Below are 26,908 nucleotides of genomic sequence, written 5' to 3' on the forward strand. Positions count from 1 at the left end.
CCGGACGCCTGACATGACCTCCACGGATCCTCGACTGGGCCTGGTGGCCGGCGAGGCCTCCGGGGATCTGCTCGCGAGCCTGCTGCTGCAGGGCTTGAAGGCGCGCTGGCCGGACCTGACCGCCGCGGGCATCGGCGGGCCGAAGATGCAGGCGCAGGGCTTCGACGCCTGGTGGCCCAGCCACAAGCTGTCGATCTTCGGCTACTGGGACGCGATCAAGAACATCCGCGAACTGCTGGCGATCCGCCGCCAGCTCGGTGACCGCCTGCTGGCGGAGCGCCCGTCGGTATTCGTCGGCGTCGACGCGCCGGACTTCAATTTCGGCCTGGAGCAGCGGCTGCGCGAAGCCGGCATCAAGACCGTGCACTTCGTCTGCCCGTCGATCTGGGCCTGGCGCGCGGAGCGCGTCACCACGATCAAGCGCAGCGCGGACCACGTGCTGTGCCTGTTCCCGTTCGAGCCCGAGATCCTGGCCAAGGCCGGCATCCCGGCGACCTACGTCGGCCACCCGCTCGCGGACCAGATCCCGCTCGAGCCGCCCCGCGAGGATGCCCGCGCCGCGCTCGGTCTGGCGGAGGGCGACACGGTCGTCGCGATCCTGCCGGGCAGCCGCCGCAGCGAACTGACCTACATCGGCCCGCCGCTGCTGCAGGCGGCCCAGCGGATGATGCAGGCGCGGCCGGCGCTGCGCTTCGTGATCCCGATCGCGCCGGGGCTGCGGCCGATGGTCGAGGCGCTGATGGCCGAGCACGGCCAGGGCCTGCCGATGACGCTGGTGGACGGCCGCGCGCAGGACGCGCTGGCCGCCTGCGACCTGACGCTGGTCGCCAGCGGCACCGCGACGCTGGAGGCGGCGCTGCTCAAGCGCCCGATGGTGATCGCCTACAAGCTGCACTGGTTCAATGCCTGGCGGATGAAGGGCAAGGCGCTGCTGCCGTGGGTGGGCTTGCCCAACGTGCTGGCGCGTGAGACGCTGGTGCCGGAATGCCTGCAGGACGAGTGCACCGGTGAGCGCATCGCCCGCGAGGGCCTGGCGTGGCTGGACGACGCGCCCCGGCGCGAGCGGCTGCGCGAGCGCTTCCTCGAGATCCACCAACAGCTGCGCTGCAACACCGCGCGAAGGGCCGGCGATGCGATCGCGAAAATCCTCGGCGCCTGAACGTCCGACGCAGCTCGGCCTCGAGTGGTCCGGCGAGGGCCTGCTGTGCGGTGTCGACGAGGCGGGGCGGGGCCCGCTGGCCGGACCGGTGGTCGCGGCGGCGGTGATCCTCGACGACCAGAGTCCGATCAAGGGCTTGAACGACTCGAAGGTGCTGAGCGAGAAGAAGCGCGAGCAGCTCTTCGACGAGATCCGCGCCAAGGCGCTGTGCTTCTGCATCGCGGAGGCGACGGTCGAGGAGATCGACCGCATCAACATCCTGCAGGCGACGATGCTGGCGATGCGCCGCGCGGTCGAGGGCCTGCGGCTGAAGCCCGGGCGCGTCCAGGTGGACGGCAACCGGCTGCCGGTACTTCGCATCCCGGCCGAGGCCATCGTCCGGGGTGATGCGCTGGTGCCGGCGATCTCGGCGGCGTCCATCCTGGCCAAGGTGCACCGCGACCGCTTCTGCCTGCAGATGCATGAGCAGCATCCGCAGTACGGCTTCGACAGCCACAAGGGCTACGGCACGCGCGAGCACCTCGAGGCGCTGCGCGTGCATGGCGCGACGGTCTGGCATCGTCAGAGCTTCGCGCCGGTGCGGTCGCTCGACCTGAGCGACATGAGCCTGGCGATCGACGCCACGGCGCTGGACTGAGCGCATCCCGCCGCGCGAAGGCTCCTCCCGGAGCGCGCGCGGCCCCGTTCGTTGGATCACTTTGAAGAAGGCGCCGCATGAGCTGGCAGTCGATCACCGCCCGAGACAACCCCCACCTGCAGCGCCTGCGCAAGCTGGCGCAGGACGGCAGCGCCTACCGCAAGCTCGGCGGCGTATGGCTGGAGGGCGACCACTTGGCGCGCGCCGCGGTGCAGCGCGGCGTGCGGCCGGCGCTGGCGCTGATCACCGACGTGGCGGCGGCCGACGAGGCGCTGCGCGCGCTGGCCGACGCGGCGCCGAAGGTGCTGGTCGTCTCGCCGGCGCTGTTCAAGACGGTGTCGGGCCTGGAGTCGCCGGCGCAAATCGGCTTCGAGCTGACGCTGCCGACGCAGCCGCGCATCGATGCCGGGGCGGATTCCGTCGTGCTGGACCGGCTGCAGGACGCGGGCAACGTCGGCACCATCCTGCGCAGCGCGGCGGCGCTCGGCTTCCGGCAAGTGCTCGCGCTGAAGGGCACGGCGGCGCTGTGGTCGCCCAAGGTGCTGCGCGCGGGCATGGGCGCGCATTTCGGGCTGAGCTTGATCGAGGGGCTGGCTGTCGAGGACCTCGACGCGCTGAAGGTGCCGCTGCTGGCCACCAGCTCGCACGCCGATGCGCTGCTGCATCAGGCCGAGCTGCCGAGCCCCTGCGCCTGGGTCATGGGCCACGAAGGGCAGGGCGTCGCCGAGGCGTTGATGCGGCGCTGCGCCCTGCGCGTCGGCATCCCGCAGCCCGGCGGCGAGGAGTCGCTGAACGTCGCGAGCGCGGCGTCGATCTGTCTCTACGAATCGGCCAGGCGCCGGCTGGGCTGAAGGTCAGCGCGAGGCGACGGCCTGAGGGCAGTCAACGCGCCACCGCCAGCGCCGCCACGCCGAGCGCGATGAACGCCGCCCCGGCGATGCGCCAGCCACGTTCGCCCTCGCCGAGCAATTGCCCGCCGATCAGCGCGGCGAACAGCATCGACAGCTCCCGCGCCGGCGCCACGCGCGACAAGGGCGCCAGCTTCATCGCGTAGAGCACCAGGATGTAGGCCGCCGGTGAGCCGATGGCCACCACCAGCGCATGCTTCCACTGCCGGCGCAGCGCCGGCAGGAATCCCGCCCGATCGCGCAGCACCGCCGGCAGGCTGACCGGCACCCGCAGCAGGTTGCAGAAATAGTCGTAGAGGATGGGCGACAGCGCCAGGACCTTCACCGCGTAGCCGTCGATCACGCTGTAGGCGGCGATGGTGGCGCCGGTCAGCGCGCCCCACGCGATGCCCAACTTGCGTCTGCGCTGCCGCTCAGGATCGGCGCTCGCCGCGTCCTTGGCGAAGAAGGCAGGCCCCGCCGCCATCAGCAGGATGCCGCCGACGACGCCCGCCAGGCCCAGCGCGCCGCCCAGCCCCAGATGCTCGCCCAGTAGCAGCACGGCCACGAGCGAGGACAGCAGCGGTCCGCTGCCGCGCGCGACCGGATAGACCACCGTCATGTCCGCCGCGCGATAACCGGCGAGCAGCGCGTTGAAGTAGGCCAGGTGAACGACGGCGCTCGCGGCCGTGGCGGTCCACGCCTGCCAGCCCCAACTGGGCAACTCGTCGAGCCCGACCACGAAGACGGCCGGCAGCCACAGCAGGCTGACGCCAAGCGCCGTCATGCAGGCGAAGTGATGGTTGCCCTGCGCCTTCTTCGCGGCGAAGTTCCACAGCGCGTGGATCAGCGCCGCCGCGACGACCAGGGCCAGCGCGGAAGCCGGCATCCGTCGTCGCCGGGCTCAATACATCAGCCGGTCCGGGCGGATGTCGCGAAGGATCGTCGTCGCGATCTCCTCGATCGACTTGTGCGTCGACGACAGCCAGTTGATGCCGGCCTTCTTCATCATCGTCTCCGCCTCGCGGACCTCGTAATGGCAGTTCATCAGGTCGGCGTACTTGCTGCCCGGGCGGCGCTCGTTGCGCACCTGCGCCAGGCGCTCCGGATCGATCGTCAGGCCGAAACACTTCTTCTTGTGGGGCACCAGCAGCGAAGGCAGATGACCGCGCTCGAAGTCCTCGGGGATCAGCGGGTAGTTGGCCGCCTTGATGCCGTGCTGCATCGCCAGGTACAGCGAGGTGGGCGTCTTGCCGCAGCGGCTCACGCCGACCAGGATCACGTCCGCCGAATCCAGGTTGCGCGCGGACTGGCCATCGTCATGCGCCAGCGAGAAATTGATCGCCTCGATCCGGTCGTGGTACTCCTGGCTCTTGGCGACATCGGAGAAACGCCCGACGCGGTGGCTGGACTTGATGCGGAATTCATCCTCCAGCGGCGCGATGAAGGTCCCGAACATGTCCATCACCAGGCCCTTGCACTCCTGGCGCACCACGTTGAGCACCTCGCGGTTCACCAGCGTGGCGAAGACGATGGGCCGCACGCCTTCGCGCTCGCCGGTCTCGTTGATCTCCTGCACCAGCTGGTGTGCTTTCTCGCCGCTGTCGATGAACGGGCGCCGCACATGGCGGGCCTTGACCGAGAACTGCGCCAGGATGGAGTTACCGAAGGTTTCGGCGGTGATGCCGGTGCCATCCGAGACGAAGTAGACGGTGTGCTGGGTCATGTCAGGCCTTTGAAACCGGTCGGGGAGCCTTCGCGGAAGCGGGCACGCCGCGTGCCGAAGCGAGAAGTTTCGCCGGTGGATCTCACCGGCCCGGCCCCGAACGAGGGCTTACATCATAGATCGGCCTCCCACTAGAATCGCCCGCAACTTGCCCCTGCCCACCGCATGAACGCCACGCCGCGACGCCCACAAGAATCGACAAGACCTGTCGTGCGCCGTGCCATGCCCGTCTCCCTCGAAGCCGCCGGCCGCGCCGGCCCGCTCGGGAGCGCGCGGGGAGCCCCGGTTTCTCAACATCACGGAGTTTTCCCATGTCTGATGCACGCTTCGAGGCGACCGCCCTGGTCGTACCCTTCGAGAAACTGAGGATGACCGACGTCGAGTCGGTGGGCGGCAAGAACGCCTCGCTCGGCGAAATGATCTCGCAGCTGGCCCAGTCCGGCGTGCGGGTCCCTGGCGGCTTCGCGACCACCGCGCATGCCTTCCGTGACTTCCTCAAGCACGAGGGCCTGGATGCCCGCATCCAGCGCCGCCTGGCCGACCTGAACACCGACGACGTGCGCGCCCTGGCCGCCGCCGGCGCCGAGATCCGCGGCTGGGTCGAGGCCCAGCCCTTCCCGGCCGACCTGGAAGCGGCCATCCGCGCCGAATTCGAGCGCCTGACCGCCGGCAATCCGGACGCGTCCTTCGCCGTGCGCTCGTCCGCGACCGCCGAGGACCTGCCCGACGCGTCCTTCGCCGGCCAGCAGGAGACCTTCCTGAACGTCGTCGGCATCGAGGACGTGCTGCACAAGATGAAGGAAGTCTTCGCGTCGCTCTACAACGACCGCGCGATCAGCTACCGCGTGCACAAGGGCTTCGCCCACGCGGACGTGGCGCTGTCGGCGGGCGTGCAGCGCATGGTGCGCTCCGACCTGGGCGCCGCCGGCGTCATGTTCACCATCGACACCGAGTCCGGCTTCAAGGACGTCGTCTTCATCACCTCCAGCTACGGCCTGGGCGAGACGGTGGTGCAGGGCGCGGTCAACCCCGACGAGTTCTACGTCCACAAGCCGGCGCTGCAGCGCGGCAAGTTCGCGCTGATCCGCCGCAACCTCGGCTCCAAGCTGATCCAGATGACCTTCTCGACCCCCGAAGAGAAGGCCGCCAGCGGCAAGCTGGTCAAGACGGTGGAGGTCGAGGTCGAGCAGCGCAACCGCTACTCGCTCAATGACGACGACGTCATCGAACTGGCCAGGTACGCGCTGATCATCGAGCAGCACTACGGCCGCCCGATGGACATCGAGTGGGGCAAGGACGGCAACGACGGCAAGCTCTACATCCTGCAGGCGCGCCCGGAGACGGTGAAGAGCCAGGCCGAAGGCCAGGTCGAGCAGCGCTTCAAGCTCAAGGGTCAGGGCACGGTGCTGGCCGAGGGCCGCGCGATCGGCCAGAAGATCGGCACCGGCCCGGTGCGGCTGGTCGACAGCGTGGCGGAGATGGAGCGGGTGCAGCCCGGCGACGTGCTGGTCACCGACATGACCGACCCGAACTGGGAACCGGTCATGAAGCGCGCCAGCGCCATCGTCACCAACCGCGGCGGCCGCACCTGCCACGCGGCCATCATCGCGCGCGAGCTGGGCATCCCGGCGGTGGTCGGCTGCGGCGATGCGACCGACAAGCTCAAGGACGGCCAGCTGGTGACCGTGGCCTGCTCCGAGGGCGATACCGGCTTCATCTACGACGGCCTGCTCGAGACCGAGGTCAGCGAGGTGCACCGCGGCGAGATGCCCTACAGCCCGGTGAAGATCATGATGAACGTCGGCAATCCGCAGCTGGCCTTCAACTTCGCGCAGATGCCCAACAGCGGCGTCGGCCTGGCGCGCCTCGAGTTCATCATCAACAACAACATCGGCGTCCACCCGAAGGCGATCCTGGACTATCCGAACATCGACAACGACCTGAAGAAGGCGGTCGAGTCGGTGGCCCGCGGCCATGCGTCGCCGCGCGCCTTCTACGTCGACAAGCTGGCCGAGGGCATCGCGACCATCGCCGCCGCGTTCTGGCCGCAGCCGGTGATCGTGCGTCTGTCCGACTTCAAGAGCAACGAGTACCGCAAGCTGATCGGCGGCTCGCGCTACGAGCCGGACGAAGAGAACCCGATGCTGGGCTTCCGTGGCGCGTCGCGCTACATCTCGGGCGAGTTCCAGGACGCGTTCGCGATGGAATGCGAGGCGCTCAAGCGCGTGCGCAACGACATGGGCCTGACCAACGTCGAGATCATGGTGCCCTTCGTCCGCACCGTCAGGCAGGCCGAGAAGGTCGTGGCGATGCTGGCCGAGCGCGGCCTGAAGCGCGCGGCCGCGGGCGGCCAGGACGGCCTGCGGGTCATCATGATGTGCGAGGTCCCGAGCAACGCCATCCTGGCCGAGCAGTTCCTGGAGCATTTCGATGGCATGTCGATCGGTTCCAACGACCTGACGCAGCTGACGCTGGGCCTGGACCGCGATTCCGGCCTGGAGTTGCTGTCGGGCGACTTCGACGAACGCGACCCGGCGGTCAAGGCAATGATCTCGCGCGCCATCACGGCCTGCCGCGCCACCGGCAAGTACATCGGCATCTGCGGCCAGGGTCCCAGCGACCATCCTGACTTCGCCGAATGGCTGGCCGCCGAGGGCATCGTGTCCTTGTCCCTGAACCCGGACACCGTCGTCGACACCTGGCAGCGCCTCGCCAAGCGCTGACCCCACCGCACCCCACCCACGGCCCGCAAGGGCCGTTTTTCATGGCAGTCCCCACTCCCAATCCGTGGCAGGACGACAGTGATGCGGGACGGCAGGTCGCGGGGTTTTGGCGCTCGCCGCCAAGGCCCCGCGACCTGGCGGCCAGCGCGCCGCCCGACGCAGTGAAGCAGGACCGGGGAAGTTGTGGATGTGTCTCCCCGCCAAGCCGGCGATGATCCCCACCCATGTCCACGCCCCCGTCCGACGCCGCGTTCCGCCGCCGGCTCCATCGCAACTACGGTGCCTACACGATCGGCTTCGTGCTGCTTGTTGGCGCGCTGGGCGTGCTGGAGCGGATGGGCATGCCCAAGCAGTGGCTGGGTTTTTCCTTCCTGCTGCTGACGGTGCTGGTCTACGCCGGCATTGGCGTCTTCAGCCGCACCACTGACCCGGTCGAGTATTACGTTGCCGGCCGGCGCGTCCCGGCGTTCTACAACGGCATGGCCGCGGGCGCCGACTGGATGAGTGCGGCGAGTTTCCTCGGCATGGCGGGCAGCCTGTACCTCGCGGGTTACGGCGGCCTGGCCTTCGTCCTGGGATGGACCGGCGGCTTCTGCCTGGTCGCGCTGCTGCTGGCGCCGTACCTGCGCCGTTTCGGCGGCTTCACCGTGCCGGACTTCCTCGCCGCCCGCTTCGAGAGTCGCGGGCTGCGCGTGATGGGCGCGGCGGCGGCGGTGCTGGTGTCGTTCATCTACCTGGTCGCGCAGATCTACGCGATCGGCCTGATCACCACCCGGCTGACGGGCCTGACCTTCGAGATCGGCCTGTTCGTCGGCCTGGGCGGCGTGCTGGTGTGCTCCTTCCTCGGCGGCATGCGGGCCGTGACCTGGACCCAGGTGGCGCAGTACATCATCATGATCCTGGCCTACGTGGTGCCGGTGATGTGGTTGTCGACGCAGCAGACCGGCTTCCCGCTGCCGCAGTTCACCGCGGGCGGCGAGGTCCGCGAGATCACCGCGCGCGAGCAGCAACTGCTGCACGACCCGAAGGAACTGCAGGTCCGCGGCCTGCATGAGCAGCGCGCGAAGGACTTCCAGCAGCTGATCGCCGGCCTGCCGCAGTCGCTCGACGCCGAGCGTCAGCGCGTCTCGCAGGTGATCGCCCGGCTGAAGGCCGAGGATGCGCCGCTGGCGCAGATCCAGGCGGCGGAGAAAGTCCGTGCCGCGCTGCCGCGCACCGAGGCGGAAGCCCGAGAGCTGTGGCAGCGCGCCGTGGTCGCCAACCACCAGCGGGCCGAGCCGCTGGCCGGCATGCCGCCGCATGCGAGGCCCTTCGCCGGCGATCCCGACGGCACGCCGGCGGAGCAGGAGGCCTACTCGCTGTCGCGGCGCAACTTCCTGGCGCTGGTGCTGGTGCTGATGGTCGGCACCGCCGGCCTGCCGCACATCCTGACCCGCTACTACACGGTGCCCACGGTGGCGGAGGCCCGCACCTCGGTGGCCTGGACGCTGTTCTTCATCGCGCTGCTCTACCTGTTCGCGCCGGCGCTGGCGGTGATGCTCAAGCACGAGGTGCTGCATCAGCTCGTGGGGACGCCGATCGCCGAACTGCCGGGCTGGATGAAGCAATGGATGCGGGTCGATCCCGGCCTGCTGAGCATCCAGGACATCAACCAGGACGGGATCCTGCAGCTCGGCGAGCTGAAACTGGGCGGCGACGTCGTCATGCTCATGACGCCGGAGCTGGCCGGGCTGCCGCATGTGCTGGCCGCGATGGTGGCGGCCGGCGCGCTGGCCGCGGCGCTGTCGACGGCGGACGGGCTGCTGCTGACGATCTCCAGTGCGCTGTCCCACGACGTCTACTACCGGGTCATGAATCCGCGTGCGTCGATGACGCAGCGGGTGACCATCTCGAAAGCGCTGCTGCTGGCCACCGCGCTGACGGCCGCGGCGGTGGCCGCGCAGAAGCCGGCGGACATTTTGCTGCTGGTGTCGGCGGCGTTCTCCTTGTCGGGTTCGACGCTGGTGCCGGTGCTGGTCGCGGGCATCTTCTGGAAGCGCACCAACAAGCAGGGCGCCGCCGCCGGCATGCTGGTCGGGCTGGGGGTGACGCTGTATTACATGGTCGGCGCGCATGCCGGCCTGCGCCAGGCGCTGGGCCTGGGCGGCGAGCCGCAGCTCTGGTGGGGCATCCAGCCGATGGCCGCGGCGCTGTTCGGCCTGCCGGCGGGCGTGGCGGCGCTGGTGGCGGTCAGTCTGCTGACCCCGCCGCCTTCGTCGACGGCCCGGGCGCTGCAGGGGCGGGTGACGGGTGCCGCGCCCTGAATCCGCCGCGTCCGCAGCCCGGCGCTGGACGGCGGCCCCCGGGCTCGACTAGAATCCGCGATTCCCTTGCCGGGCCCAGGAGTTGACGCTGGGGTCCGGCTTTCAGGCCAAGGGCAGGGCATCTTCGGATGCCGGTGCCGGCGGTCGTTGAAACCCATAAGGAGTTCACATGCGTCACTATGAGATCGTTCTGCTGATCCATCCGGATCAAAGCGAACAAGTTCCGGCGATGCTGGAGCGCTACAAGGGCCTGGTCACCAACGGTGGTGGCAAGGTGCATCGCGTGGAAGACTGGGGCCGCCGTCAGCTGGCCTACATGATCCAGAAGCTGGCCAAGGCGCATTACCTGTGCCTGAACATCGAGTGCAGCAAGGAAGTCCTGGCTGAAATCGAAACCGGCTTCCGCTTCAACGACGCCGTGCTGCGTCACCTGACCGTCGTCAAGGACAAGGCCGAGACGAACCCGTCGGTGATGATGAAGGCCGTCGAGCGCGAAGAAGCCCGCAAGGCTCCGCAAGAAGCGTCCGCCTGAGCTGACAGGCGCGACTCCCTGACGTTCTCGTAATCCTGCCCGCCGATCCGCGCACGCATGAACCGACTGGTGCTGCAGGCGCAGATCCTCGAGAAAGCGGCTCTCCGATACACCCCCGCCGGGCTCCCCGCCCTGGACCTGATGCTCAAGCATGAGTCCATGGCCGACGAAGCCGGCGCTCCGCGCAAGATCGCGCTGGAGATCAAGGCGGTGGCCATCGGCGAGATCGTGAAGCGGGTGCAGGCGCTGGACCTGGCGGAGAAGACGGTGTTCACCGGCTTCCTCTCGGCCCAGCGGCAAGGTCGAGGCACGGTGTTTCACATCACCGGCCTGGACGCCTGACAAGGATTGAAGAGAGCGGCACGTCGCGCGATTCGTTTACATCTGGATAGATCAAGAGGTCACTATGCCCCCGCCACGTGGTAAAGGTCGGTTCTCCAAGGACCGCAAGCCCAAGCGCAACCAACAATCGCTGCTGTTCCGGCGCAAGCGCTTCTGCCGCTTCACCGTCGCCGGTGTCGAGCAGATCGACTACAAGGACGTCGACGTCCTGCGCGACTTCATCAGCGAAAACGGCAAGATCGTTCCCGCTCGCCTGACCGGCACGCGCGCGTTCTTCCAGCGTCAGCTGTCGGTGTGCATCAAGCGCGCCCGCTACCTGGCCCTGCTGCCCTACAGCGACCAGCACAAGGTCTAAGGAGTCCACCCCATGCAAGTCATCCTGCTGGAAAAAGTGGCCAACCTGGGCAACCTCGGCGACGTCGTCAAGGTCAAGGACGGCTACGCCCGCAACTTCCTGATCCCGACCCGTCAAGCGCGCCGCGCCACGGAAGCCGCGATCAAGGAATTCGAAGCCAAGCGCGCCGAACTGGAAAAGGTCGCCGCCGAGAAGCTGGCCGCCGCGCAAGCCCTGGGCGAGAAGATCGCCGGCACCACCGTCACCATCTCGCAGAAGGCCGGCGTTGACGGTCGCCTGTTCGGTTCGGTGACCAACGCCGACATCGCCGACGCGCTGACCAAGGCCGGCACGGCCATCGTCAAGTCGCAGGTGCGCCTGCCCAACGGTCCGCTGAAGACCGTCGGCGAGTTCCCCGTCTCCGTCGCTCCGCACACCGACGTGGTGGTGGAAGTGACGGTGAAGGTCGTCGCCGAAGTCGAGTAATCGCTCGATACATCCGGCGGGCGCTCTGCGCGTCCACCGGACATTCCCCAGCTTTGCAGCGCCGCCAGGGGCTGCAACGATGGAGGAAGGCCCAAAGAAAGCCGACAGCTGCGAAGCCGTCGGCTTTCTGCTTTTTCGAGGCGGCGAAACCCACAGCCGGCCCACACGCTATCAATAGCTCATCCACAGGCTTGTCCACAATGTCCGCGATCTTCACCACGCCCGGGTCCGGTGCCAGCGACAGCGAAATCGCGCGATTGCGCGTGCCGCCGAACTCGGTGGAGGCCGAGCAGAGCGTGCTCGGCGGCCTGCTGATCGACAACACCGCCTGGGACAAGGCGGCGGACACGCTCAGCGACACCGACTTCTACCGCTACGAGCACAAGCAGATCTACGCCGCGATCGGCAAGCTGGTGAATGCCGGCAAGCCGGCGGACGTGGTGACCGTGTTCGAGGAGCTGACCTCGGTCGGCAAGGCCGAGGAGTGCGGCGGCCTGGCCTACCTGAATGCGTTGGCGCAGGGCGTGCCCAGTGCCGCCAACCTGCGCCGTTATGCCGAGATCGTTCGCGAGCGGGCGATCCTGCGCAAGCTGGTGGCCACCTCCGACGAGATCGCCACCGCCGCCCTGAATCCCGCCGGCCGCGCGGTCAACGAGATCCTGGACGAGGCCGAAGGCAAGATCTTCCGCATCAACGAGGAAGGCTCGCGCGGCGGCACCGGTTTCCAGAGCATGGACCGGCTGATGGTCGAGCTGATGGACCGCGTCAACGAGCTGGCCGAGCAGGGCGCCGAGGACGTCACCGGCGTACGCACCGGTTTCTACGACCTGGACCGCATGACGGCCGGCCTGCAGCGCGGCGACCTGATCATCCTGGCGGCGCGGCCGTCGATGGGCAAGACCGCGTTCGCGATCAACATCGGCGAGGCGGTGGCCATCAACGAGGGCCTGCCGGTCATCATCTATTCGATGGAAATGGGCGCGGCGCAGCTGGCGCTGCGGATGGTCGGCTCGATCGGCCGCATCGACCAGAGCAACCTGCGCACCGGCCGCCTGAAGGACGATGAATGGGGCCGCCTGGCCGAGGCGGTCGACAAGCTCGGCAACGCGCCGATCTACATCGATGAAAGCCCCGGCCTCTCGCCCAGCGAAGTGCGCGCCAGAGCGCGGCGCCAGGCGCGGATCTCGGGCCAGATCGGCCTGATCATCATCGACTACCTGCAGCTGATGAGCGGCAACGGCGGCGGTTCCGAGGAGAACCGCGCGACGGTGGTGGGCGAGATCTCGCGGGGCTTGAAGGCGCTGGCCAAGGAGCTTCGCTGCCCGGTGATCGCGCTGTCGCAGCTGAACCGCTCGGTGGAAACGCGGCCGGACAAGCGGCCGATGATGTCCGACCTGCGCGAGTCGGGCGCCATCGAGCAGGACGCCGACATCATCATGTTCATCTACCGCGACGAGTACTACACCAAGGACGAGTGCAAGGAGCCGGGCGTCGCGGAGATCATCATCGCCAAGCAGCGTAACGGCCCGGTGGGCACGGTAAAGCTGGCCTTCGCGCGGCAGAACACCAAGTTCGAGAACCTCGCGCCGGGCTACGTCAGCCCGGGAGGCGACGAGTACTGATCCTCACACCCGCTCGGGCACAGGCCGGGCATCGCATCCGTAAAGATGTGGTAAGACCGGATGAATATCGTTATTCTCTGGTAAGACCGCTCGCGCATTGCTTTTGCCTGCCGGTCTTGGAACCCCACATTTACCGGAGTCCCTGTGTCTGATCTGAGCAAACGCGCTTTCATTGCCACCCCGCTGCTGGCCGCCGCCGGATTGGGCGTCGCCCGCCTGGCCCAGGCCCAGGGCAGCGAGCGCCCGGCGCCCGCGCCGTACACGCCGCCGCCCCTGGCGCAAGGCCCGTTCACCGCTGCGGTCGATTCCCTGCGCGCGTCGACGGTGCCGACCTGGTTCCGCGACGCCAAGCTCGGCATCTGGTCGCATTGGGGGCCGCAGGCCGTCCCCGGCCAGGGCGACTGGTACGCCCGCTTCATGTACGTGCCCGGCCACCCGCATTACGACCATCACGTCAAGACCTATGGCCATCCGTCGGAGGTCGGCTACAAGGACCTGCTCAAGCAGTGGAAGGCCGAGCGCTTCGAGCCCGAGGCGCTGATGGACCGCTACGTGGCCGCCGGCGCCAAGTACTTCGTGTCGATGGGCGTGCACCACGACAACTTCGACCTGTGGAACTCCCGGCACCACCGCTGGAACGCCACCCAGGTCGGCCCCATGCGCGACGTGGTGGGCGACTGGTCCCGCGCCGCGCGCAAGCGCGGGCTCCGCTTCGGCGTATCCGAGCATCTGGGCGCCAGCCACAACTGGTGGTGGACCAGCCACCAGTGCGACCAGTTCTGGCCCAAGCTCGGCGTGGCCTACGACGGCGCCAAGCCGGAAAACGCCGACCTCTACCACGAGCCGCACAACACGCCTTACCTCAACCGCGGCGGCGACTGGTACACGACCAATCCGAAGTTCCACGAGATCTGGTACCGCCGCATCATCGACCTGATCGACAGCCACCAGCCCGACCTGCTGTATTCGGACGGCGGCATCCCGTTCGGCGCCGTGGGCCGCGCCGCGATCGCGCACCTGTTCAACACCTCGGTGCGCCGCAATGGCGAGATGCAGGCCGTCTACAACCACAAGGCCCTGGGGTCCGGCGAGTTCATCCGCGAGATCGGCGTGCAGGACGTCGAGCGCGGCGTGCTCGAGGGCATCAACGCGCTGCCCTGGCAGACCGACACCTCCAACGGCGACTGGTTCTTCTCCGAGCACGATCGCTACAAGACGCCGGCGCAGGTGCTGGCCATGCTGTGCGACATCGTCAGCAAGAACGGCAACATGCTGCTCAACGTGGTGCAGCGGGCCGACGGCTCGCTCCCGCCCGAATCGGACCGGCTGTTGACGGAGATGGCGGCGTGGATGGCGGTCAACGCGCCGGCGATCCACGGCACGCGGCCGTGGAAGGTGCATGGCGAAGGCCCGACCGAAGCCGCCGGCGGCGCCTTCAAGGAAGACACCGCCTACACGCCGCAGGACCTGCGCTTCACCACCCGGGACGGCGCGCTGTACGCCTTGACGCTGGGCGAGCCCAAGGGCCAGGTGAACATCGTGTCGCTGCGCAGCGGCAACGCGCAGGAGTCCCGCCCGGTCCGTCGGGTCGAGCTGCTGGGCGCGGGCCCGGTGCGCTTCCGCCAGACCGCCCAGGCCTTGCAGGTCGAGGTGCCGGAGCGCCTGCCCAGCCGGCATGTCAGCGCGCTGCGCATCGCCTTCGCCTGACCGTCCACGGAGTCCCCGGCACCGGCACGCCCGCGACAACGCGGCGACGGTCCCGGGGCCTGGGCGGCTTGCCGCGTTCAGCGGGCGGGGCCGCCCACCTCTCCGGTCTTTCCGGTCTCTCCGGTCTCTGCGGTCTCTGCGGTCTCTCCGGCCTTCCCGATCTCCCACTCGACGCCGTCGGCGCTGCCCCGGTCGTCGGTGACCTTGAGCACGGCGCGGCCCGCATCGAGCCTCACGCCGGGCCAGCGGGCGATGCGGTCCACGACCGCCACCGTGCCCATCCCCTTGCCATTGACCTCCAGCGTCGCCTGGCGCGCATTGCTGTAGGCCTTGATGTCGACCAGGCCCGTGGGCCGTTGGACGAGGCGCTTGCTGGTCAGGTGCAGCACCGGCTGCCTGCTCCACCAGGCGCGCATCAGGTGATAGGCGTCCTTCAGGTGGCGCCGGTCGTAGCTGACCAGTCCCTTGTCATTGCGACCGGTGGTGTCGCCCTCGTGGCGGTTCGCCGCGGCATGGTCGAAGCCCAGCCAGATGAAGCTGCCCCACAGGAAGGGCCGCCGGGCGACCTCGGCCGCATAGGTTTCGTGGAACAGCGCCTGGTACTGCTCCGGATGCCAGCGCCCGCCCGGCTCGGGACGACGCGGCGGGTCCTCCTGCTGGACGACGCTGGCGCCCGCGCCGAACTCGCCCAGGCCGATAGGCTTGTCCGGCATGCGGGCGTGCAGCTTGTCGGCCCAGGGGCCGATGTCCTTGAACTCGCCGTCGTACCAGCCCCAGTAGCGGTTGTAGGACGCCAAGTCGGTCTGCAGCGCCATCGGATGGTCATCCGGCGCGCAGCAGTGGGCATAGGTGGTCAGCCGCGAGGGATCCTCCTGCTTGGCCAGCGCGTGCAGGTCGGCCAGCAGGGCGCGGATGGGCTCGTCGCTGCGGTAGACCTCGTTGCCTACGCCCCAGACGGCGACCGAGGCGTGATGGCGGTTCTGGCGGATCAGCTCCCGCAGCTGGGCCTGGATGTTGTCGCGGAACGCGGCGGTCTCCGCCATCAAGGCATTCAGCGGGATCTCGGTCCACACCACCAGGCCGAGCTGGTCGGCCCGCTCGTAGGTGTAGGCGGGGTGCTGGTAGTGGACCAGGCGCAGGCCGGTGAGGCCCAGGTCCATCAGGAGGCGCAGGTCCTCGTCGATCTCCGCGGGGCCCACCGCCACGCCGCGGCCGGGGCGGCCGGCGTGGAAGTAGTTGACGCCATGCAGCGGGTAGGGCTTGCCGTTGAGCAGGAAACCGCGCTGCGGGTCGACGCCGAACTGGCGCAGGCCCACCGGCAGCTGCACCGTGTCGGCCACGCTGCGGGCGTCCATCAGCTCGGCGCTGAGGCGGTAGAGATACGGGTCGGCGATCCCCTGCCACAGGTGGGGCTGCCGCACTTCGAACGTCGCCGTCGCCGTGATCGGCGCGCCGGGCGCGAGCCGCAGCGATTGCGACTGCTGCGCCACGGATCGCCCCGCGGCATCACGCAGCGTCAATCGCAGCTGGCGCTCGACCGGCTGGTCGCCGTCGTTGCGCAGCCGCACCTGCAGCTGGAGGCGCGCCCGCTCGGCGCTCAGTTGCTCGATGTCCACGCGCACCCCGGGGCCGCCGTGGTCCAGCAACTCGATGTAGGCCTGCGGGGTCTCGATGAGGCGCACCGGCCGGATCAGTCCGCCGAAGACGGTGAAGTCGCCCGCCAGCGGCGCCACGTGCGGCAGCTTGCCGTTGTCGACGCGCACGGCGACCACGTTGGGCCCCGGCCGCAGCAGCGCCGTGATGTCGAAGCGGAAGCGCGCATAACCGCCCTCGTGGCGACCGGCGTGGCGGCCGTTGACCCACACGTCGGCGGCCAGCGTCGCGGCGTCGAACTCGAGGAAGCGACGCGTCGCGCCGCCGGGCGCGATGTCCAGGCCGCGGCGGTACCAGGCGGCGCCGCGGTAGGGGCTGCCGCCGGTCTCGCCATCGGGCACGTTGTAGGTGTGCGGCAGAGCGACGGTGGACCAAGCTGCATCGTCGAAGTCCGGCGCCTCGGCGCCCGCCACGTCGGCGCGCTGGAAGCGCCAGGCGCTCTCCAGCGCGGTGGTCACGCGGGCGGCCTGCGCGTGCAGAGCGGACAGGGCAAGCGCCAAGGCAAGCAGGGAGCGAAGCATCGTGAACGGGCTCGGAAGTTGGGAAGCGCGCCACCTCGAACGCTGCGAGGCAAGTTAATGCGGCGACCGAACTAATGTAAGGACGAGCGCGTGTCGTGGCCATTGGCGAAAACACGCCCGTGGCGGCGTGCTGCGCATCGCGCTACAGCAGCGGCAGCCGCACCTCGACCCGCAGGCCGCGGCCGCCGGCCGCCTCGGCCAACACGATGCGGCCGCCATGGCCCGCCACGACCGAGCGCGCGATCGACAGGCCCAGCCCGCTGCCCGGCTCGCGCTGCGCGGGATCGCGGAAGAAGCGGTCGAACACGCGCTCGCGCAGCGCCGCCGGAACGCCGGGCCCCTGGTCCTCGACCGCGAGCAGCGCCTGGCCGCCTTCGCGCCGCAGCCTCACCCGCACCTCGCCGCCCGGCGGGCCGTACTTGATCGCGTTCTCGACGAGGTTGTCGACCAGCGACTCCATCGCGCCGCGCTGGCCGGCGATGCGCAGGCCGGCTTCGGCGCTCAGGACGAGTTCGACCCGGCGGGCCGTCGCCAGGCCCTCGAGCGCCGCCAGCCGGTCCTGCAGCAGCCGGTCCAGCTCCAGCGGCACCACCGGTTCGGCGGCGGCCGCATCGCTGCGCATCAGCGTCAGCAGCTGGTTCACCAGGCGCGTGGCGCGATGGCCGCTGCTCAGCACGCCGGTCATCAGCTGGCGTTCGCGCTCGTCGTGCGTCGCCGCGCGCAACGCCTCCACGTTCACCAGCATCGCGGCCAGCGGCGTGCGCAGCTCATGGGCCGCGTCCGCGATGAAGCTGCGCTCGCGCTGCGCGCTCTCGGCCACGCGCCGCATCCAGCCGTTGATCGCGTCGACCATCAGCGCCAGTTCCCGATGGCCGTCGCGATAGGCGAGCGGGGCGAGCTCCTGCGGCCCGCGCCGGGCGACCTCGCGCGCGACCGCCGTCCAGGGACGCATCGCCAGCCGGATCGAGAGCCAGGCGGGCAGCACCAGCAGCGGCAGGCTGGCCAGCAGCGGCATCAGGTAGAAGCCATCGGAGTAGATGGTGCGCAGCAGGTTCCAGCCATCGTTGGGGCCGAACATCGTCGCGCGCAGTCCGTGGGGCCCGGCGACCGTGCGCGCATGGAGCCGCTGCGTGGGCGTGCTCACGGTGACGAGCGCGCCGCCGGTGTCCAGCGGCGGGATCTCCGGCGCGTTGCGGGACCGGTACAGCACCTGCGTCCCGCGCGTGACCAGGATGGCGGGCTGGCGCTCGGGCGAGGTGTCGTACTCCTCCACGATGGAGGCGTGCAGCAGGTCCAGCGCCTGCCGGCGCCGCTCGGGCGTGCTGTCGGTGTCGTCGGCGATCGCCAGGATGGTCGGGTAGATCTGCTTCGACTGGAGCAGCAGGAAGGCGCGGCCGCCCTGGTGCAGCAGATAGGCGATGCCCAGCACCCACAGCAGCATCAGCAGCGCCAGCTGGGCCACCAGCAGGCGCCGCACCAGGCTGGGACGGACCACGGCGAGCATCGCCTCGCGCAGGCCCCGGCCCACGCGGACGAGGACAAGGACGAGGGCGGCCCGCAGCCCCGGCGGCGGGGGCAGGCGGAAGGACGACGCGGTCATCGCGTCTCCTGGTCGATCACGTAGCCCACGCCGCGCACCGTCCGCACCCAGCCGTCGCCGATCTTGCGGCGCAGGTTGGCCATGTGCACGTCCAGCGCGTTGCTCGCGTTGCCCGGGCCGCCGGGCAGCACCTGCTCCTCCAGCGTGCGCCGCGTGACGATGCGGCCGGCCCGCATCATCAGCAGTCGCAGCAGCTCGTATTCGCTGACGGTCAGCTCCACCGGCTGGCCCTCGACGCTGACCCGGCGCGTGGGCATGTGCAGCTGCAGGCCACGCAGCGACAGCAACTCGCCGTCGAAGCCGTAGCTGCGGCGCGCCAGCGCGCGGATGCGGGACAGCAGCTCGGCCAGCTCGAAGGGCTTGACCAGGTAGTCGTCGGCGCCGGAATCCAGGCCGTTGAGCCGGTCCTGCAGCGCATCGCGCGCGCTCAGGATCAGCACCGGCAGCGACCCGTGCTCGCGCCGCAGCCGCGCGAGCAGCTGCAGCCCGTCGCCGTCGGGCAGGCCCAGGTCCAGCAGCACCAGGTCGCAGGGCTGCTGCGACAGCTGGTGCCAGGCGGCGGCGATCTGGCGGGTCCACACGACGTCCATGCCCTGGTCGGTCAGCGCGATGCGCACGCCATTGCCGAGGTCGAGGTCGTCCTCGATCAGGAGAATCTTCATGGCCGGCATTGGACCAGTCCGCGAAGCCTCCGCGCCGCCGCCGGCGCGGCGCTTCATCGATTCTTCATGTGGCCCACAGCCCGGCTTCATGGCGCCGGTCAACGTCACCGGCGCTTGTGGATGACGACGACGGTGACGGCGATGGCCGAGACCGAGACAGCCTCCGCGACCGAGGCCGGATCGAGATGGTGACGGCGAAAGGCTGCGGCTACGGCTACGGTCTGCGAGCGTCCGCGGCGTCGCCGGCTGGCGCGACCGGGACGGACACGGCCGGCAGGGCCTCGGGCGGCAGGCCAGCCACGGCGCGCGCCCACATGCGCCGGTAGAGCGCTTCCAGGTCGCGCGCGAAGGCGCGTGAATCGATCCACGGCCGGATCGGCGGCTTGGGCCCGGTCGCGAGCGCGCAGGCGCGTTCCACGTAGTCATCGAGCGACTCGCAGACCAGCTCCGGCAGGCCGGCCTCGGCGAGCAGGCTCTCCGCCACGCGCGACGCGAAGCCGTCCCCGCGCAGCGTCACGACCGGCACGCCGGCCGCGAGCGCATCGCTGGTCGTCGTGTGGCCGTTGTAGGGCCAGGTGTCGAGCGCCAGGTCCGCGGCGGCCAGGCGGTTCCAGTGCGCGGCCATGTCCACCGGCGGCATGAACACCAGGCGCTCGGGCGCGATGCCGTGCCGCGCCGCTTCCTCGCGCAGCCGCGCATCCGCCTGCTCGCCGCCGCTGAGCTGCCACAGCAGCGCCGAGGGCAGGCGATGCAGCAGCACCATCCAGGCTTCGAAGATCGGCGGCAGGACCTTGTGCACCACGTTCGCCGACAGCAGCACGATCGCGTCCTCGGGCAGGCCCAGCGCGGCGCGCGGCGTCGGCACGATGCGGCGCGTCGCGTCGCCGGGCTGGTAGCAGCGCGGCAGCTGCGCGATGCGCTCGCTGTAGAACGGCGCGTCGGCCAGCGGCGTCACGATCGGGTCGCCGATGACGTAGTCGATGTAGTCCGCGCCGCAGGTGCCCGGGAAACCCAGCCACGCGACCTGCACCGGCGCCGGCCGCGCGGCCAGCGCGGTGAAGCGGCTGCCGGCCGTGTGGCCCTTGAGGTCGACCGCGATGTCCACGCCCTCGGCGCGCATGCGCGCGGCGATGCCGGCCGCGTCGAGCGCGCCCACGTCGATGAAGCGGTCGCAGGCGGCGCGCACGCGCTGCTGCAGCGGCGAGCCGTCGTCCGGTCCATGCGAGAACAGCAGCACCTCGAAGCCCGGGCGGTCGCGGCACTCCAGCACCTCGACCATCAGCGCCGCCGTCGCGTGGGCATGGAAGTCGCCGGACAGGTAGCCGATGCGTAGCCGCGGCTTGTCGACCGCCCGCGCCGGCGGCAGGGACGCGATGCCGCGGCTCAGGAAACGCGTGCTCAGGCGCGCGACCTTGAGCAGGTCGGCCGGCGCGTGGGGCAGGGCGGCCAGCGCGAAGGGCACGCCGAACTCGTCGTCCGCCGCCTCGGGCTTGGCGCGCAGCGCCGCGTGCAGCGCCTGCAGGTTGGCGTCGAAGTCGTCCCAGCGCGCGCATTGCTGGTCGCCATGGGCCTGGTAGGCCTGCGCCATGACGCTGTCGGGACGCAGCGCGGCCACGGTGCGGAAGCACTCCGCCGCCTCGGTCTTCATCTGCAGCGTCTGCAGCGCGAAGGCGAGCTGCAGGTAGGCGTCGATGTCGTCGATCTTCAGCGCCAGCGCCTGCATCAGCGGCCCGATCGCCGCCTGCGCCTGGCCGCTGCGCCGCAGCGACTCGCCCAGGTAGCGCTGCAGCGGGTTGGACGCGACGTGGGCATGCGGCGCGAGCAGCGCCGCCGCCTCGGCGTGGCGGCCGCGGCCCATCTCGTGGAGGGCGGCGCGCAGCAGGTCTTCGAGGGCATCCATGGGCGGCGATTATGTCGGCCGCGAGGATGCCGACGGGCACTGGCATTCCGGCCGATTACTGTATAAATTTACAGTATGCCGCAAGACACCAAGATCGCCAGGCCGCCGCTGTACATCCAGGCCGATGCCCTGAAGGGCCGGGGCAGCGGCTGGGCCATGCCGCACCGCTTCGAATCGCGCGAGCGCGAACAGTACGACGACGGCTGGGGCACGCTGGACCAGACGGCGCTGGAGGAGCATGTCGCGCCCAGGACCGAGATCATCGAGGAGCAGGCCCGCAAGATCCTCAGCGGCAACCAGTCGCCGGACATCGGCTTCGATCTCTCGATCAATCCCTACCGCGGCTGCGAGCATGGCTGCATCTACTGCTTCGCGCGACCGACGCACAGCTACCTGAACCTGTCGCCGGGCCTGGACTTCGAGACCCGGATCATCGCGAAGGTCAACGCCGCCGAGCGGCTGCGCGAGGCGCTGGCCTCGCCCGCCTACCAGCCGGCGCCGCTGGTGCTGGGCACGGCCACCGACGCCTACCAGCCGATCGAGCGCAAGCTGCGCATCACCCGCGCGGTCGTGGAGGTGCTGACCGAGGCGCGGCATCCGTTCTCGGTGGTGACCAAGTCCAGCGGCATCGAGCGGGACCTCGACCTGATCGTGCCGATGGCGCTCAAGCGGCAGGTGTCGGTCTACCTGTCGGTGACCTCGCTGGACCCGGCGCTGTCGCGCATCCTGGAGCCCCGCGCCGCCTCGCCGCAGCGGCGGCTGCAGACCATCAAGGCGCTGGCCGAGGCCGGCGTGCCGGTGGGGGTGAGCGTGTCGCCGGTGATCCCCTTCCTCAACGAGCCCGAACTGGAGCGCATCCTCGAGGCGGCCGCGGAGGCCGGCGCGACCAAGGCCTTCAGCATCCCGCTGCGGCTGCCCTGGGAGGTGGCGCCACTGTTCCACGACTGGCTGCGGCTGCACCAGCCGGACAAGGCCGCGCGCATCATGGCGCGGCTGCGCGACATGCGCGGCGGCAAGGACAACGATCCGCGCTTCGGCACGCGCTTCACCGGCGAAGGGATCTGGGCCGAACTGCTGCAGCAGCGGCTGCGCAAGGCCTCCCAGCGCCTGGGCCTGGGCCGCGAGCGGCACCAGTTCGACTTCAGCGAGTTCAGACCCCCCTCGAAGCTGGAGGGGCAGCAGTCCTTGTTCTGACGGGCCTGAGGGGCTTGACGGGCTCGAGGGCCTGACGGACGGTCGATCAGCCGCCGCGCCGGCAGGCGCCGACCCAGTCCCAGTCCTTGCGGTAGACCGAGGTCTGCACGCCGCTCAGGCTCAGCACCGTGTGGTACAGCCCGTCGTGGGACATCGGCGTGTCGCGGCGCTGGGTGAGGCAGGCCTCGTCCAGGCGCTGCGACTGGCGCGTCTGTGCCGGCAGCCACAGGATCAGCGGCACATGCTTCTGCTGCTTGGGCGCCAGCGCATAGGGCATGCCGTGGAGGAACAGGTTGTTCTCGCCCAGCGACTCGCCGTGGTCCGACACATACAGGAGGCTCGGATCGAAGCGCGACTGCTGGGTGCCCAGCCAGTCGATCGCCTTGGCCAGCACGTGGTCGGTGTACGCGATCGTGTTGTCGTACGCATTGCGCACCTCCTCCAGCGGGCACTGCTGCAGCGCGTTGCTGCGGCACTCCGGCTGGAAGGGCTTGCGCTCGGCCGGTGTGCGCAGGTAATACGCCGGTCCATGGCTGCCCATCTGGTGCAGCACCAGCACCACGCCGCGCGCGACGCGCTGCGGATCCAGCGCGGCGATGCGCGCGTCCAGGTCGTGCAGCATCGCCTCGTCCAGGCATTCGCCGTCGGGGCGGCACAGGCCGGCGGGCAGGGGATGGTCGGCGCGGGCGGGATTGATGGCCTGCGCATTCGGCACGCGGTCGCAGATGCCCTTGCAGCCCGACTGGTTGTCCAGCCACAGCACCGCCAGCCCCGCGCGCTGCAGCACGTCCAGCAGCGTCTCCTGGTTGCCCGGGTGGTCGACATACGCCTCGCGGCCGAGCTGCGAGAACATGCAGGGCAGCGACGCCGCCGTCGACGTGCCGCAGGACGCGACCTCGCGGTAGCTCAGCACCGGCTTGCCGGAGAGCTCCGGGTTGGTCGGCCGGCCGTAGCCGTTGAGCTGGAAGTTCTCCGAGCGCGCCGTCTCGCCCACCACCAGCAGCACCAGCGGCGGCCGCGCACCGGCGGGCCGGGGCGTCAGCGTCGCGTCCGCGGCGACGATCTCCGGCGGGCCCTTGGGTTTCTTCTGTTTCTGGACGACCAGCGCGGCGCTGGCCCAGATCGCGTTGATCGGGCTGACCATCTTGGTCAGCACCTTGTGGTTGCGCAGGGTCGAGGCCAGCTCCGCGGTGCGGGTCGCCGCCAGGCCCACGCCCAGCGCCAGCGCCAGCGCGACGCTGGCCAGGTTCCAGCCGAGCCGCTGGTACCAGCGGCGGTCGGTCAGCCGCTGGCGCCAGAGCCAGAGCAGCGGCAGCAGCGCGATCACCGCCACATGCGCCGCCAGGCCCCAGCCCATCAGGTCGCGGGTCTCGCGCACGTCGGTCTGCAGCGCGTTGGTGATCATCGCGCTGTCGATGACCACGCCGTAGCTGCCGATGAAGTAGGCCAGCGGCGCGGTCAGCAGCAGCATCAGCGTGAGCAGCGGCTTCACCGCCACGCGCCAGGCCAGCAGGCTGAAGCAGGCCGCCAGCACCAGGACCACGATGCCGGCGAAGACGACGACGAACAACTGGCCCGACGGGCCGGCGTAGTCGGGCATGCCGCTCATGCGCTGCCACAGCGGCCAGTTGCCGAGCACGCCGATCCAGAGCGCAGCCAGCCAGGCCAGGGTCAACGGGGAACGTGTGCGCGCGGCGCCGGCCTGGCGCGATCGCGAGGTCGAGGAATCGGAAAACGGCATCTTTCTTGTGTCAGGCCGGCATGATCAAACCGGCCCTTGTAGTGGTCCCACCTGAAGATCTCCTGAAGCCTCGCCCTGCGTCATGCCGCGGCGCGGCCACCGGACCGGCCTTCATCCCCGCAAGGCCATGCCGCCGGCGGCGCGGGCCGCCTTCAGCCCCTGGCCGCTGGCCTGCACGTAGCGGCGTTGCAGGTCCTCGATGCGAGGCGCCAGCGCGCTGGGATCGCTCATCCGGTCGCGGTAGCGCTTGAGCACCAGCGCCGCCATGTCGATCAGCTTGGCGTTCAGCGTCAGCCCGCCTTGCTCGACCAGCAACTGCACCCCGGCCTGCGCGTCGCCACGCATCGCCTGGCGCATCGCGGTTTCCGAGATCGCGAAGACGCGGGCATTGGCCTCGCGCATCAGCCGCGAACTGGGCTCGTGGCCCTCGGCCATGGCGAGCATCACCTCGGTCGCCGACTTGGAGCTGCAAAAGCGCAGCCCGAGCTGGCTCATCAGCAGGTCCATCTCGCTGAGCTCGATGTCCTGCCGCGCCATGCGCACCCACAGGGCGATCAGCAGGCAGGCGGCTTCCAGGTCGAAGGCCTCGTCCGCGGCGCGGCGCGCGAAGTCGCGCGCCAGCTGCAGCGCATCGGCGAGCCGGCGTTCCATCAGCAGCCGCAGCCCCTGCAGCAGCAGGTCGAAGCGCTGCAGCCGGGCGTCGCGCGGCGCGCGTTCGATGCCCTGCGCCAGGGCGTCGGCGGCGTACTTCAGTCCCTTGCCGTCCTTCGCGTCGAAGCGCATCAGCGCGAGCAGGGCCAGGCTGTGCCAGTCGAAGAGCTTGGAGCGCAGCCCCTGCGCGAGGCTGCGTTCCAGCATCTTGAGCGCCTCGTCGCGCTGGCCGGCATAGAAGGCCAGCGTGCCGCAATGCTGCTGGCGCAGCAGGCATCCCGGCGTCAGCGTCGCGGCGGTGCGGTAGGTGGCGAGCGCGGCGTCGATCTCGCCTTGCTCCATCTGCACCCGGCCCATCAGGTCGTAGCTGTCGGCCTGGTCGGGCATGTCGCCGATCAGCGTCTCCAGCGTGCGGCGCGCGGCGCTCAGGTTGCCGCTGGCCACCTCGGTGCGCGCCACGCCCAGCCGGGCCCAGGGCACGGTGCGCGCGGCGATGATCGCCTCGTACAGCTCGCGCGCCTCGGCGTGGCGCTCCAGGCGCAGCAGCAGTTCGGCGCCGATGCGCGCGGCATAGAGCCAGTAGGTCGCCTTCTGCTGGAAGCGCTCCAGGCAGAGGTCGGCGGCGCGGTCGAAGTCGCGCGCGTCGATGGCGTCGAAGATCGCCTTCAGCTCCAGCTTGCGGTGCCGCGCGTTGGCCAGGCGGTCGGCCAGCGCGGCGCTGGTGTAGGGCTTGACGAGGTAGGCATCGAGCGCCGCCTCGGCCGCCTCGGCGACCTTCGCGTAGGAGGCCTCGCCGGTGACCATGACGAAGACGGTGGCGTAGGGCAGCAGCTGCTCGCGCCGCAGTTCATCGAGCAGGTCCTGGCCGGAGAGCTCCGAGCCGTCGAAGTAGTAGTCGCACAGGACGATGTCGTAGGGCTGCGTCTCGAGGATGACGCGGGCGTCGCGCACCCGCGTGGCCTGGCGCACGTGGCCGACGCCGAGTTCGCGCAGCTGGGCGGTCATCAGGCTGCGCGAGGTCGCGTTGCCGTCGATGACCAGCGCCTGTGTCTTGGACAGGGGGCTGGACAAGGGGCTGGCGAGCGTCATGGCCGCCGCCCCGCGGGCGTGACGGGCGCCCATGTGAAAAAGCCCGCCTCCGAAGAGAGCGGGCCGGCAGCACCCCAACGATGTGTGCGAATGTCGTCAACCACGAGGCGGATTGTCCGCCCGGCGATCGCCGCCGGCTCCCCGGGTTTGCGTGGGGGCCGTGGCTTGAATTCCCAATCCGGGCGTGAACTTGCGCGCCGCTGTTGGTGGCTTACTTGAAGAGGTCCTTGACGCGGTCCGTCCAGCTCTTCGCGTTCGGCGAGTGGCGCTCGCCGCCGTCGCGCAGGCTCTTGTCCAGTTCCTTCAGCAGCTTGCGCTGGTGCTCGGTCAGCTTGACCGGCGTCTCGATGCTGATGTGGCAGTACAGGTCGCCCGGATAGCTCGAGCGCACGCCCTTGATGCCCTTGCCGCGCAGGCGGAAGGTCTTGCCGTGCTGCGTGCCCTCGGGCAGTTCGATCTCGGCCTTGCCGCCCAGCGTCGGCACCTCGATCGAGCCGCCCAGCGCCGCGGTCGTCATCGACACCGGCATCGTGCAATGCAGATCGTCGCCGTCGCGCTCGAAGATGTCGTGCTGCTTGATGCGGATCTCGATGTAGAGATCTCCAGACGGCCCGCCATTGACGCCCGGCTCGCCGTTGCCGGCGGAGCGGATGCGCATGCCTTCGTTGATGCCAGCGGGGATCTTGACTTCCAGCGTCTTGGTCTTCTTGATCTTGCCGGCGCCGTTGCAGGTGGTGCAGGGCTCCGGAATGATCTTGCCGGTGCCGTGGCAGTGCGGGCAGGTCTGCTGGATGCTGAAGAAGCCCTGGCGCATGTGCACCGTGCCGCTGCCGCCGCAGGAGCCGCAGGTCTTGGCGCTGGTGCCGGGCTTGGCGCCGCTGCCGTGGCAGGTGTCGCAGCCTTCCCAGGACGGGATGCGGATCTGCGTCTCCTTGCCGCGCGCGGCTTCCTCCAGCGTGATCTCCATCGCGTAGCTCAGGTCGCTGCCGCGATAGACCTGCTGGCCGCCGCCCTGGCGCCGGCCGCCGCCCTGCTGACCGAACAGGTCGCCAAAGATGTCGCCGAAGGCCTCGGCGAAGCCGCCGAAGCCTTCCGCGCCCGGGCCGCCGCGGAAGCCCTGGTTGGGGTCCACGCCCGCGTGGCCGTACTGGTCGTAGGCCGCGCGCTTCTGGCCGTCGGACAGCATCTCGTAGGCCTCCTTGGCCTCCTTGAACTTGTCCTCGGCGTCCTTGGCACCTTCGCCCTGATTGCGGTCAGGGTGGTACTTCATCGCCAGCTTGCGATACGCCTTCTTGATGTCGTCTTCGCTGGCGTTCTTCGCGACGCCTAGGACTTCGTAATAGTCACGCTTTGCCATGGATCTTCCTGGGGGCCTCAAACCAAAACGCCGCGCGAGGCTGGCGGCCCCGCGCGGCGGCTGTCAGGCGACAGCGGTTGCC

At 69.8% G+C, this 26,908-nt stretch carries 21 protein-coding genes; 12 read left to right on the plus strand and 9 right to left on the minus strand.

Translation table 11 applies throughout. The annotated features are described in order from the left end of the window. Positions 1 to 13 precede the first annotated feature (13 nt). The 3 genes from lpxB to FHT38_RS05190 all read left to right on the plus strand — a co-directional run bounded on the left by lpxB (position 14) and on the right by FHT38_RS05190 (position 2,647). Positions 14 to 1,159, plus strand: coding sequence for a lipid-A-disaccharide synthase (lpxB, locus tag FHT38_RS05180; RefSeq protein WP_183490447.1), 1,146 nt, complete (start codon positions 14 to 16; stop codon positions 1,157 to 1,159). Further along, a complete protein-coding gene (rnhB, locus tag FHT38_RS05185; RefSeq protein ID WP_183490449.1) occupies positions 1,131 to 1,796 on the plus strand; it encodes a ribonuclease HII in 666 nt (221 codons plus the stop codon). The genes lpxB and rnhB overlap by 29 nt, the downstream gene beginning before the upstream one ends. 77 nt (positions 1,797 to 1,873) lie before the next feature. Next, positions 1,874 to 2,647 carry an RNA methyltransferase gene (locus tag FHT38_RS05190; RefSeq protein ID WP_183490451.1) on the plus strand — a complete coding sequence of 258 codons (774 nt, stop codon included), beginning with the start codon at positions 1,874 to 1,876 and terminating at the stop codon, positions 2,645 to 2,647. 31 nt (positions 2,648 to 2,678) lie between these two features. On the opposite strand, the gene FHT38_RS05195 is transcribed toward FHT38_RS05190, so the two are convergent. Together FHT38_RS05195 and FHT38_RS05200 are read right to left on the minus strand one after the other, a co-directional pair. Continuing rightward, entirely contained in the window at positions 2,679 to 3,572 is an 894-nt protein-coding gene (locus FHT38_RS05195; RefSeq protein WP_183490453.1) for an EamA family transporter, read from the minus strand. A gap of 15 nt (positions 3,573 to 3,587) precedes the next feature. Further along, entirely contained in the window at positions 3,588 to 4,409 is an 822-nt protein-coding gene (locus FHT38_RS05200; RefSeq protein WP_091723022.1) for a pyruvate, water dikinase regulatory protein, read from the minus strand. Positions 4,410 to 4,720: 311 nt separating this feature from the next. Here FHT38_RS05200 and ppsA point away from each other — a divergent pair, with 311 nt between their 5' ends. The 8 genes from ppsA to FHT38_RS05240 all read left to right on the plus strand — a co-directional run bounded on the left by ppsA (position 4,721) and on the right by FHT38_RS05240 (position 14,458). Beyond that, positions 4,721 to 7,132, plus strand: a complete 2,412-nt coding sequence (gene ppsA / locus FHT38_RS05205; RefSeq protein ID WP_091723027.1) for a phosphoenolpyruvate synthase — start codon at positions 4,721 to 4,723, stop codon at positions 7,130 to 7,132. A 224-nt stretch (positions 7,133 to 7,356) separates the two neighbouring features. Next, entirely contained in the window at positions 7,357 to 9,435 is a 2,079-nt protein-coding gene (locus FHT38_RS05210; RefSeq protein ID WP_183490455.1) for a sodium:solute symporter family protein, read from the plus strand. A 169-nt stretch (positions 9,436 to 9,604) separates the two neighbouring features. Then, positions 9,605 to 9,967: a 30S ribosomal protein S6 gene (rpsF, locus tag FHT38_RS05215; protein ID WP_091723036.1), complete on the plus strand. Its 363-nt coding sequence runs from the start codon at positions 9,605 to 9,607 to the stop codon at positions 9,965 to 9,967. Positions 9,968 to 10,024: 57 nt separating this feature from the next. After that, entirely contained in the window at positions 10,025 to 10,309 is a 285-nt protein-coding gene (gene priB / locus FHT38_RS05220) for a primosomal replication protein N (RefSeq protein ID WP_091723040.1), read from the plus strand. A gap of 64 nt (positions 10,310 to 10,373) precedes the next feature. Beyond that, a complete protein-coding gene (gene rpsR / locus FHT38_RS05225; RefSeq protein WP_067062534.1) occupies positions 10,374 to 10,664 on the plus strand; it encodes a 30S ribosomal protein S18 in 291 nt (96 codons plus the stop codon). Positions 10,665 to 10,676: 12 nt separating this feature from the next. Further along, positions 10,677 to 11,129 (plus strand): 50S ribosomal protein L9, encoded by a 453-nt coding sequence (gene rplI / locus FHT38_RS05230; protein ID WP_183490457.1) that lies wholly within the window; start codon positions 10,677 to 10,679, stop codon positions 11,127 to 11,129. Positions 11,130 to 11,329: 200 nt separating this feature from the next. Then, positions 11,330 to 12,751: a replicative DNA helicase gene (gene dnaB / locus FHT38_RS05235; protein ID WP_091723049.1), complete on the plus strand. Its 1,422-nt coding sequence runs from the start codon at positions 11,330 to 11,332 to the stop codon at positions 12,749 to 12,751. Between the two features lie 144 nt (positions 12,752 to 12,895). Beyond that, a complete protein-coding gene (locus FHT38_RS05240; protein WP_183490459.1) occupies positions 12,896 to 14,458 on the plus strand; it encodes an alpha-L-fucosidase in 1,563 nt (520 codons plus the stop codon). Between the two features lie 77 nt (positions 14,459 to 14,535). Here the strand turns inward: FHT38_RS05240 and FHT38_RS05245 are convergent, their stop codons facing one another. The 4 genes from FHT38_RS05245 to FHT38_RS05260 all read right to left on the minus strand — a co-directional run bounded on the left by FHT38_RS05245 (position 14,536) and on the right by FHT38_RS05260 (position 20,794). Further along, positions 14,536 to 16,632: a glycoside hydrolase family 2 protein gene (locus FHT38_RS05245; RefSeq protein WP_183490461.1), complete on the minus strand. Its 2,097-nt coding sequence runs from the start codon at positions 16,630 to 16,632 to the stop codon at positions 14,536 to 14,538. A 142-nt stretch (positions 16,633 to 16,774) separates the two neighbouring features. Beyond that, positions 16,775 to 18,232 carry a HAMP domain-containing sensor histidine kinase gene (locus tag FHT38_RS05250; protein ID WP_183490463.1) on the minus strand — a complete coding sequence of 486 codons (1,458 nt, stop codon included), beginning with the start codon at positions 18,230 to 18,232 and terminating at the stop codon, positions 16,775 to 16,777. Then, the gene (locus tag FHT38_RS05255; RefSeq protein ID WP_091725057.1) at positions 18,229 to 18,894 is read right to left on the minus strand and encodes a response regulator; all 666 of its coding nucleotides are present in this window, start codon (positions 18,892 to 18,894) and stop codon (positions 18,229 to 18,231) included. The genes FHT38_RS05250 and FHT38_RS05255 overlap by 4 nt, the downstream gene beginning before the upstream one ends. Positions 18,895 to 19,108: 214 nt before the next feature. After that, positions 19,109 to 20,794 (minus strand): UDP-N-acetylglucosamine-peptide N-acetylglucosaminyltransferase, encoded by a 1,686-nt coding sequence (locus FHT38_RS05260; RefSeq protein ID WP_183490465.1) that lies wholly within the window; start codon positions 20,792 to 20,794, stop codon positions 19,109 to 19,111. 75 nt (positions 20,795 to 20,869) lie between these two features. On the opposite strand from FHT38_RS05260, the gene FHT38_RS05265 reads away from it, so the two are divergent. Beyond that, the gene (locus FHT38_RS05265) at positions 20,870 to 21,988 is read left to right on the plus strand and encodes a PA0069 family radical SAM protein (protein WP_183478558.1); all 1,119 of its coding nucleotides are present in this window, start codon (positions 20,870 to 20,872) and stop codon (positions 21,986 to 21,988) included. A gap of 46 nt (positions 21,989 to 22,034) precedes the next feature. On the opposite strand, the gene FHT38_RS05270 is transcribed toward FHT38_RS05265, so the two are convergent. The 3 genes from FHT38_RS05270 to dnaJ form a co-directional block, all read right to left on the minus strand. Continuing rightward, positions 22,035 to 23,663, minus strand: a complete 1,629-nt coding sequence (locus FHT38_RS05270; protein WP_183490467.1) for a phosphoethanolamine transferase — start codon at positions 23,661 to 23,663, stop codon at positions 22,035 to 22,037. A 177-nt stretch (positions 23,664 to 23,840) separates the two neighbouring features. Then, complete coding sequence (locus FHT38_RS05275; RefSeq protein WP_183490469.1) at positions 23,841 to 25,469, minus strand: response regulator; 1,629 nt, start codon at positions 25,467 to 25,469, stop codon at positions 23,841 to 23,843. 211 nt (positions 25,470 to 25,680) lie between these two features. Next, positions 25,681 to 26,826 carry a molecular chaperone DnaJ gene (gene dnaJ, locus FHT38_RS05280; RefSeq protein WP_091723150.1) on the minus strand — a complete coding sequence of 382 codons (1,146 nt, stop codon included), beginning with the start codon at positions 26,824 to 26,826 and terminating at the stop codon, positions 25,681 to 25,683. Between the last annotated feature and the right edge of the window lie 82 nt (positions 26,827 to 26,908).

It is taken from the genome of Mitsuaria sp. BK041, assembly GCF_014193085.1.
In the GTDB taxonomy this organism is placed as follows: Bacteria; Pseudomonadota; Gammaproteobacteria; order Burkholderiales; family Burkholderiaceae_C; genus Roseateles.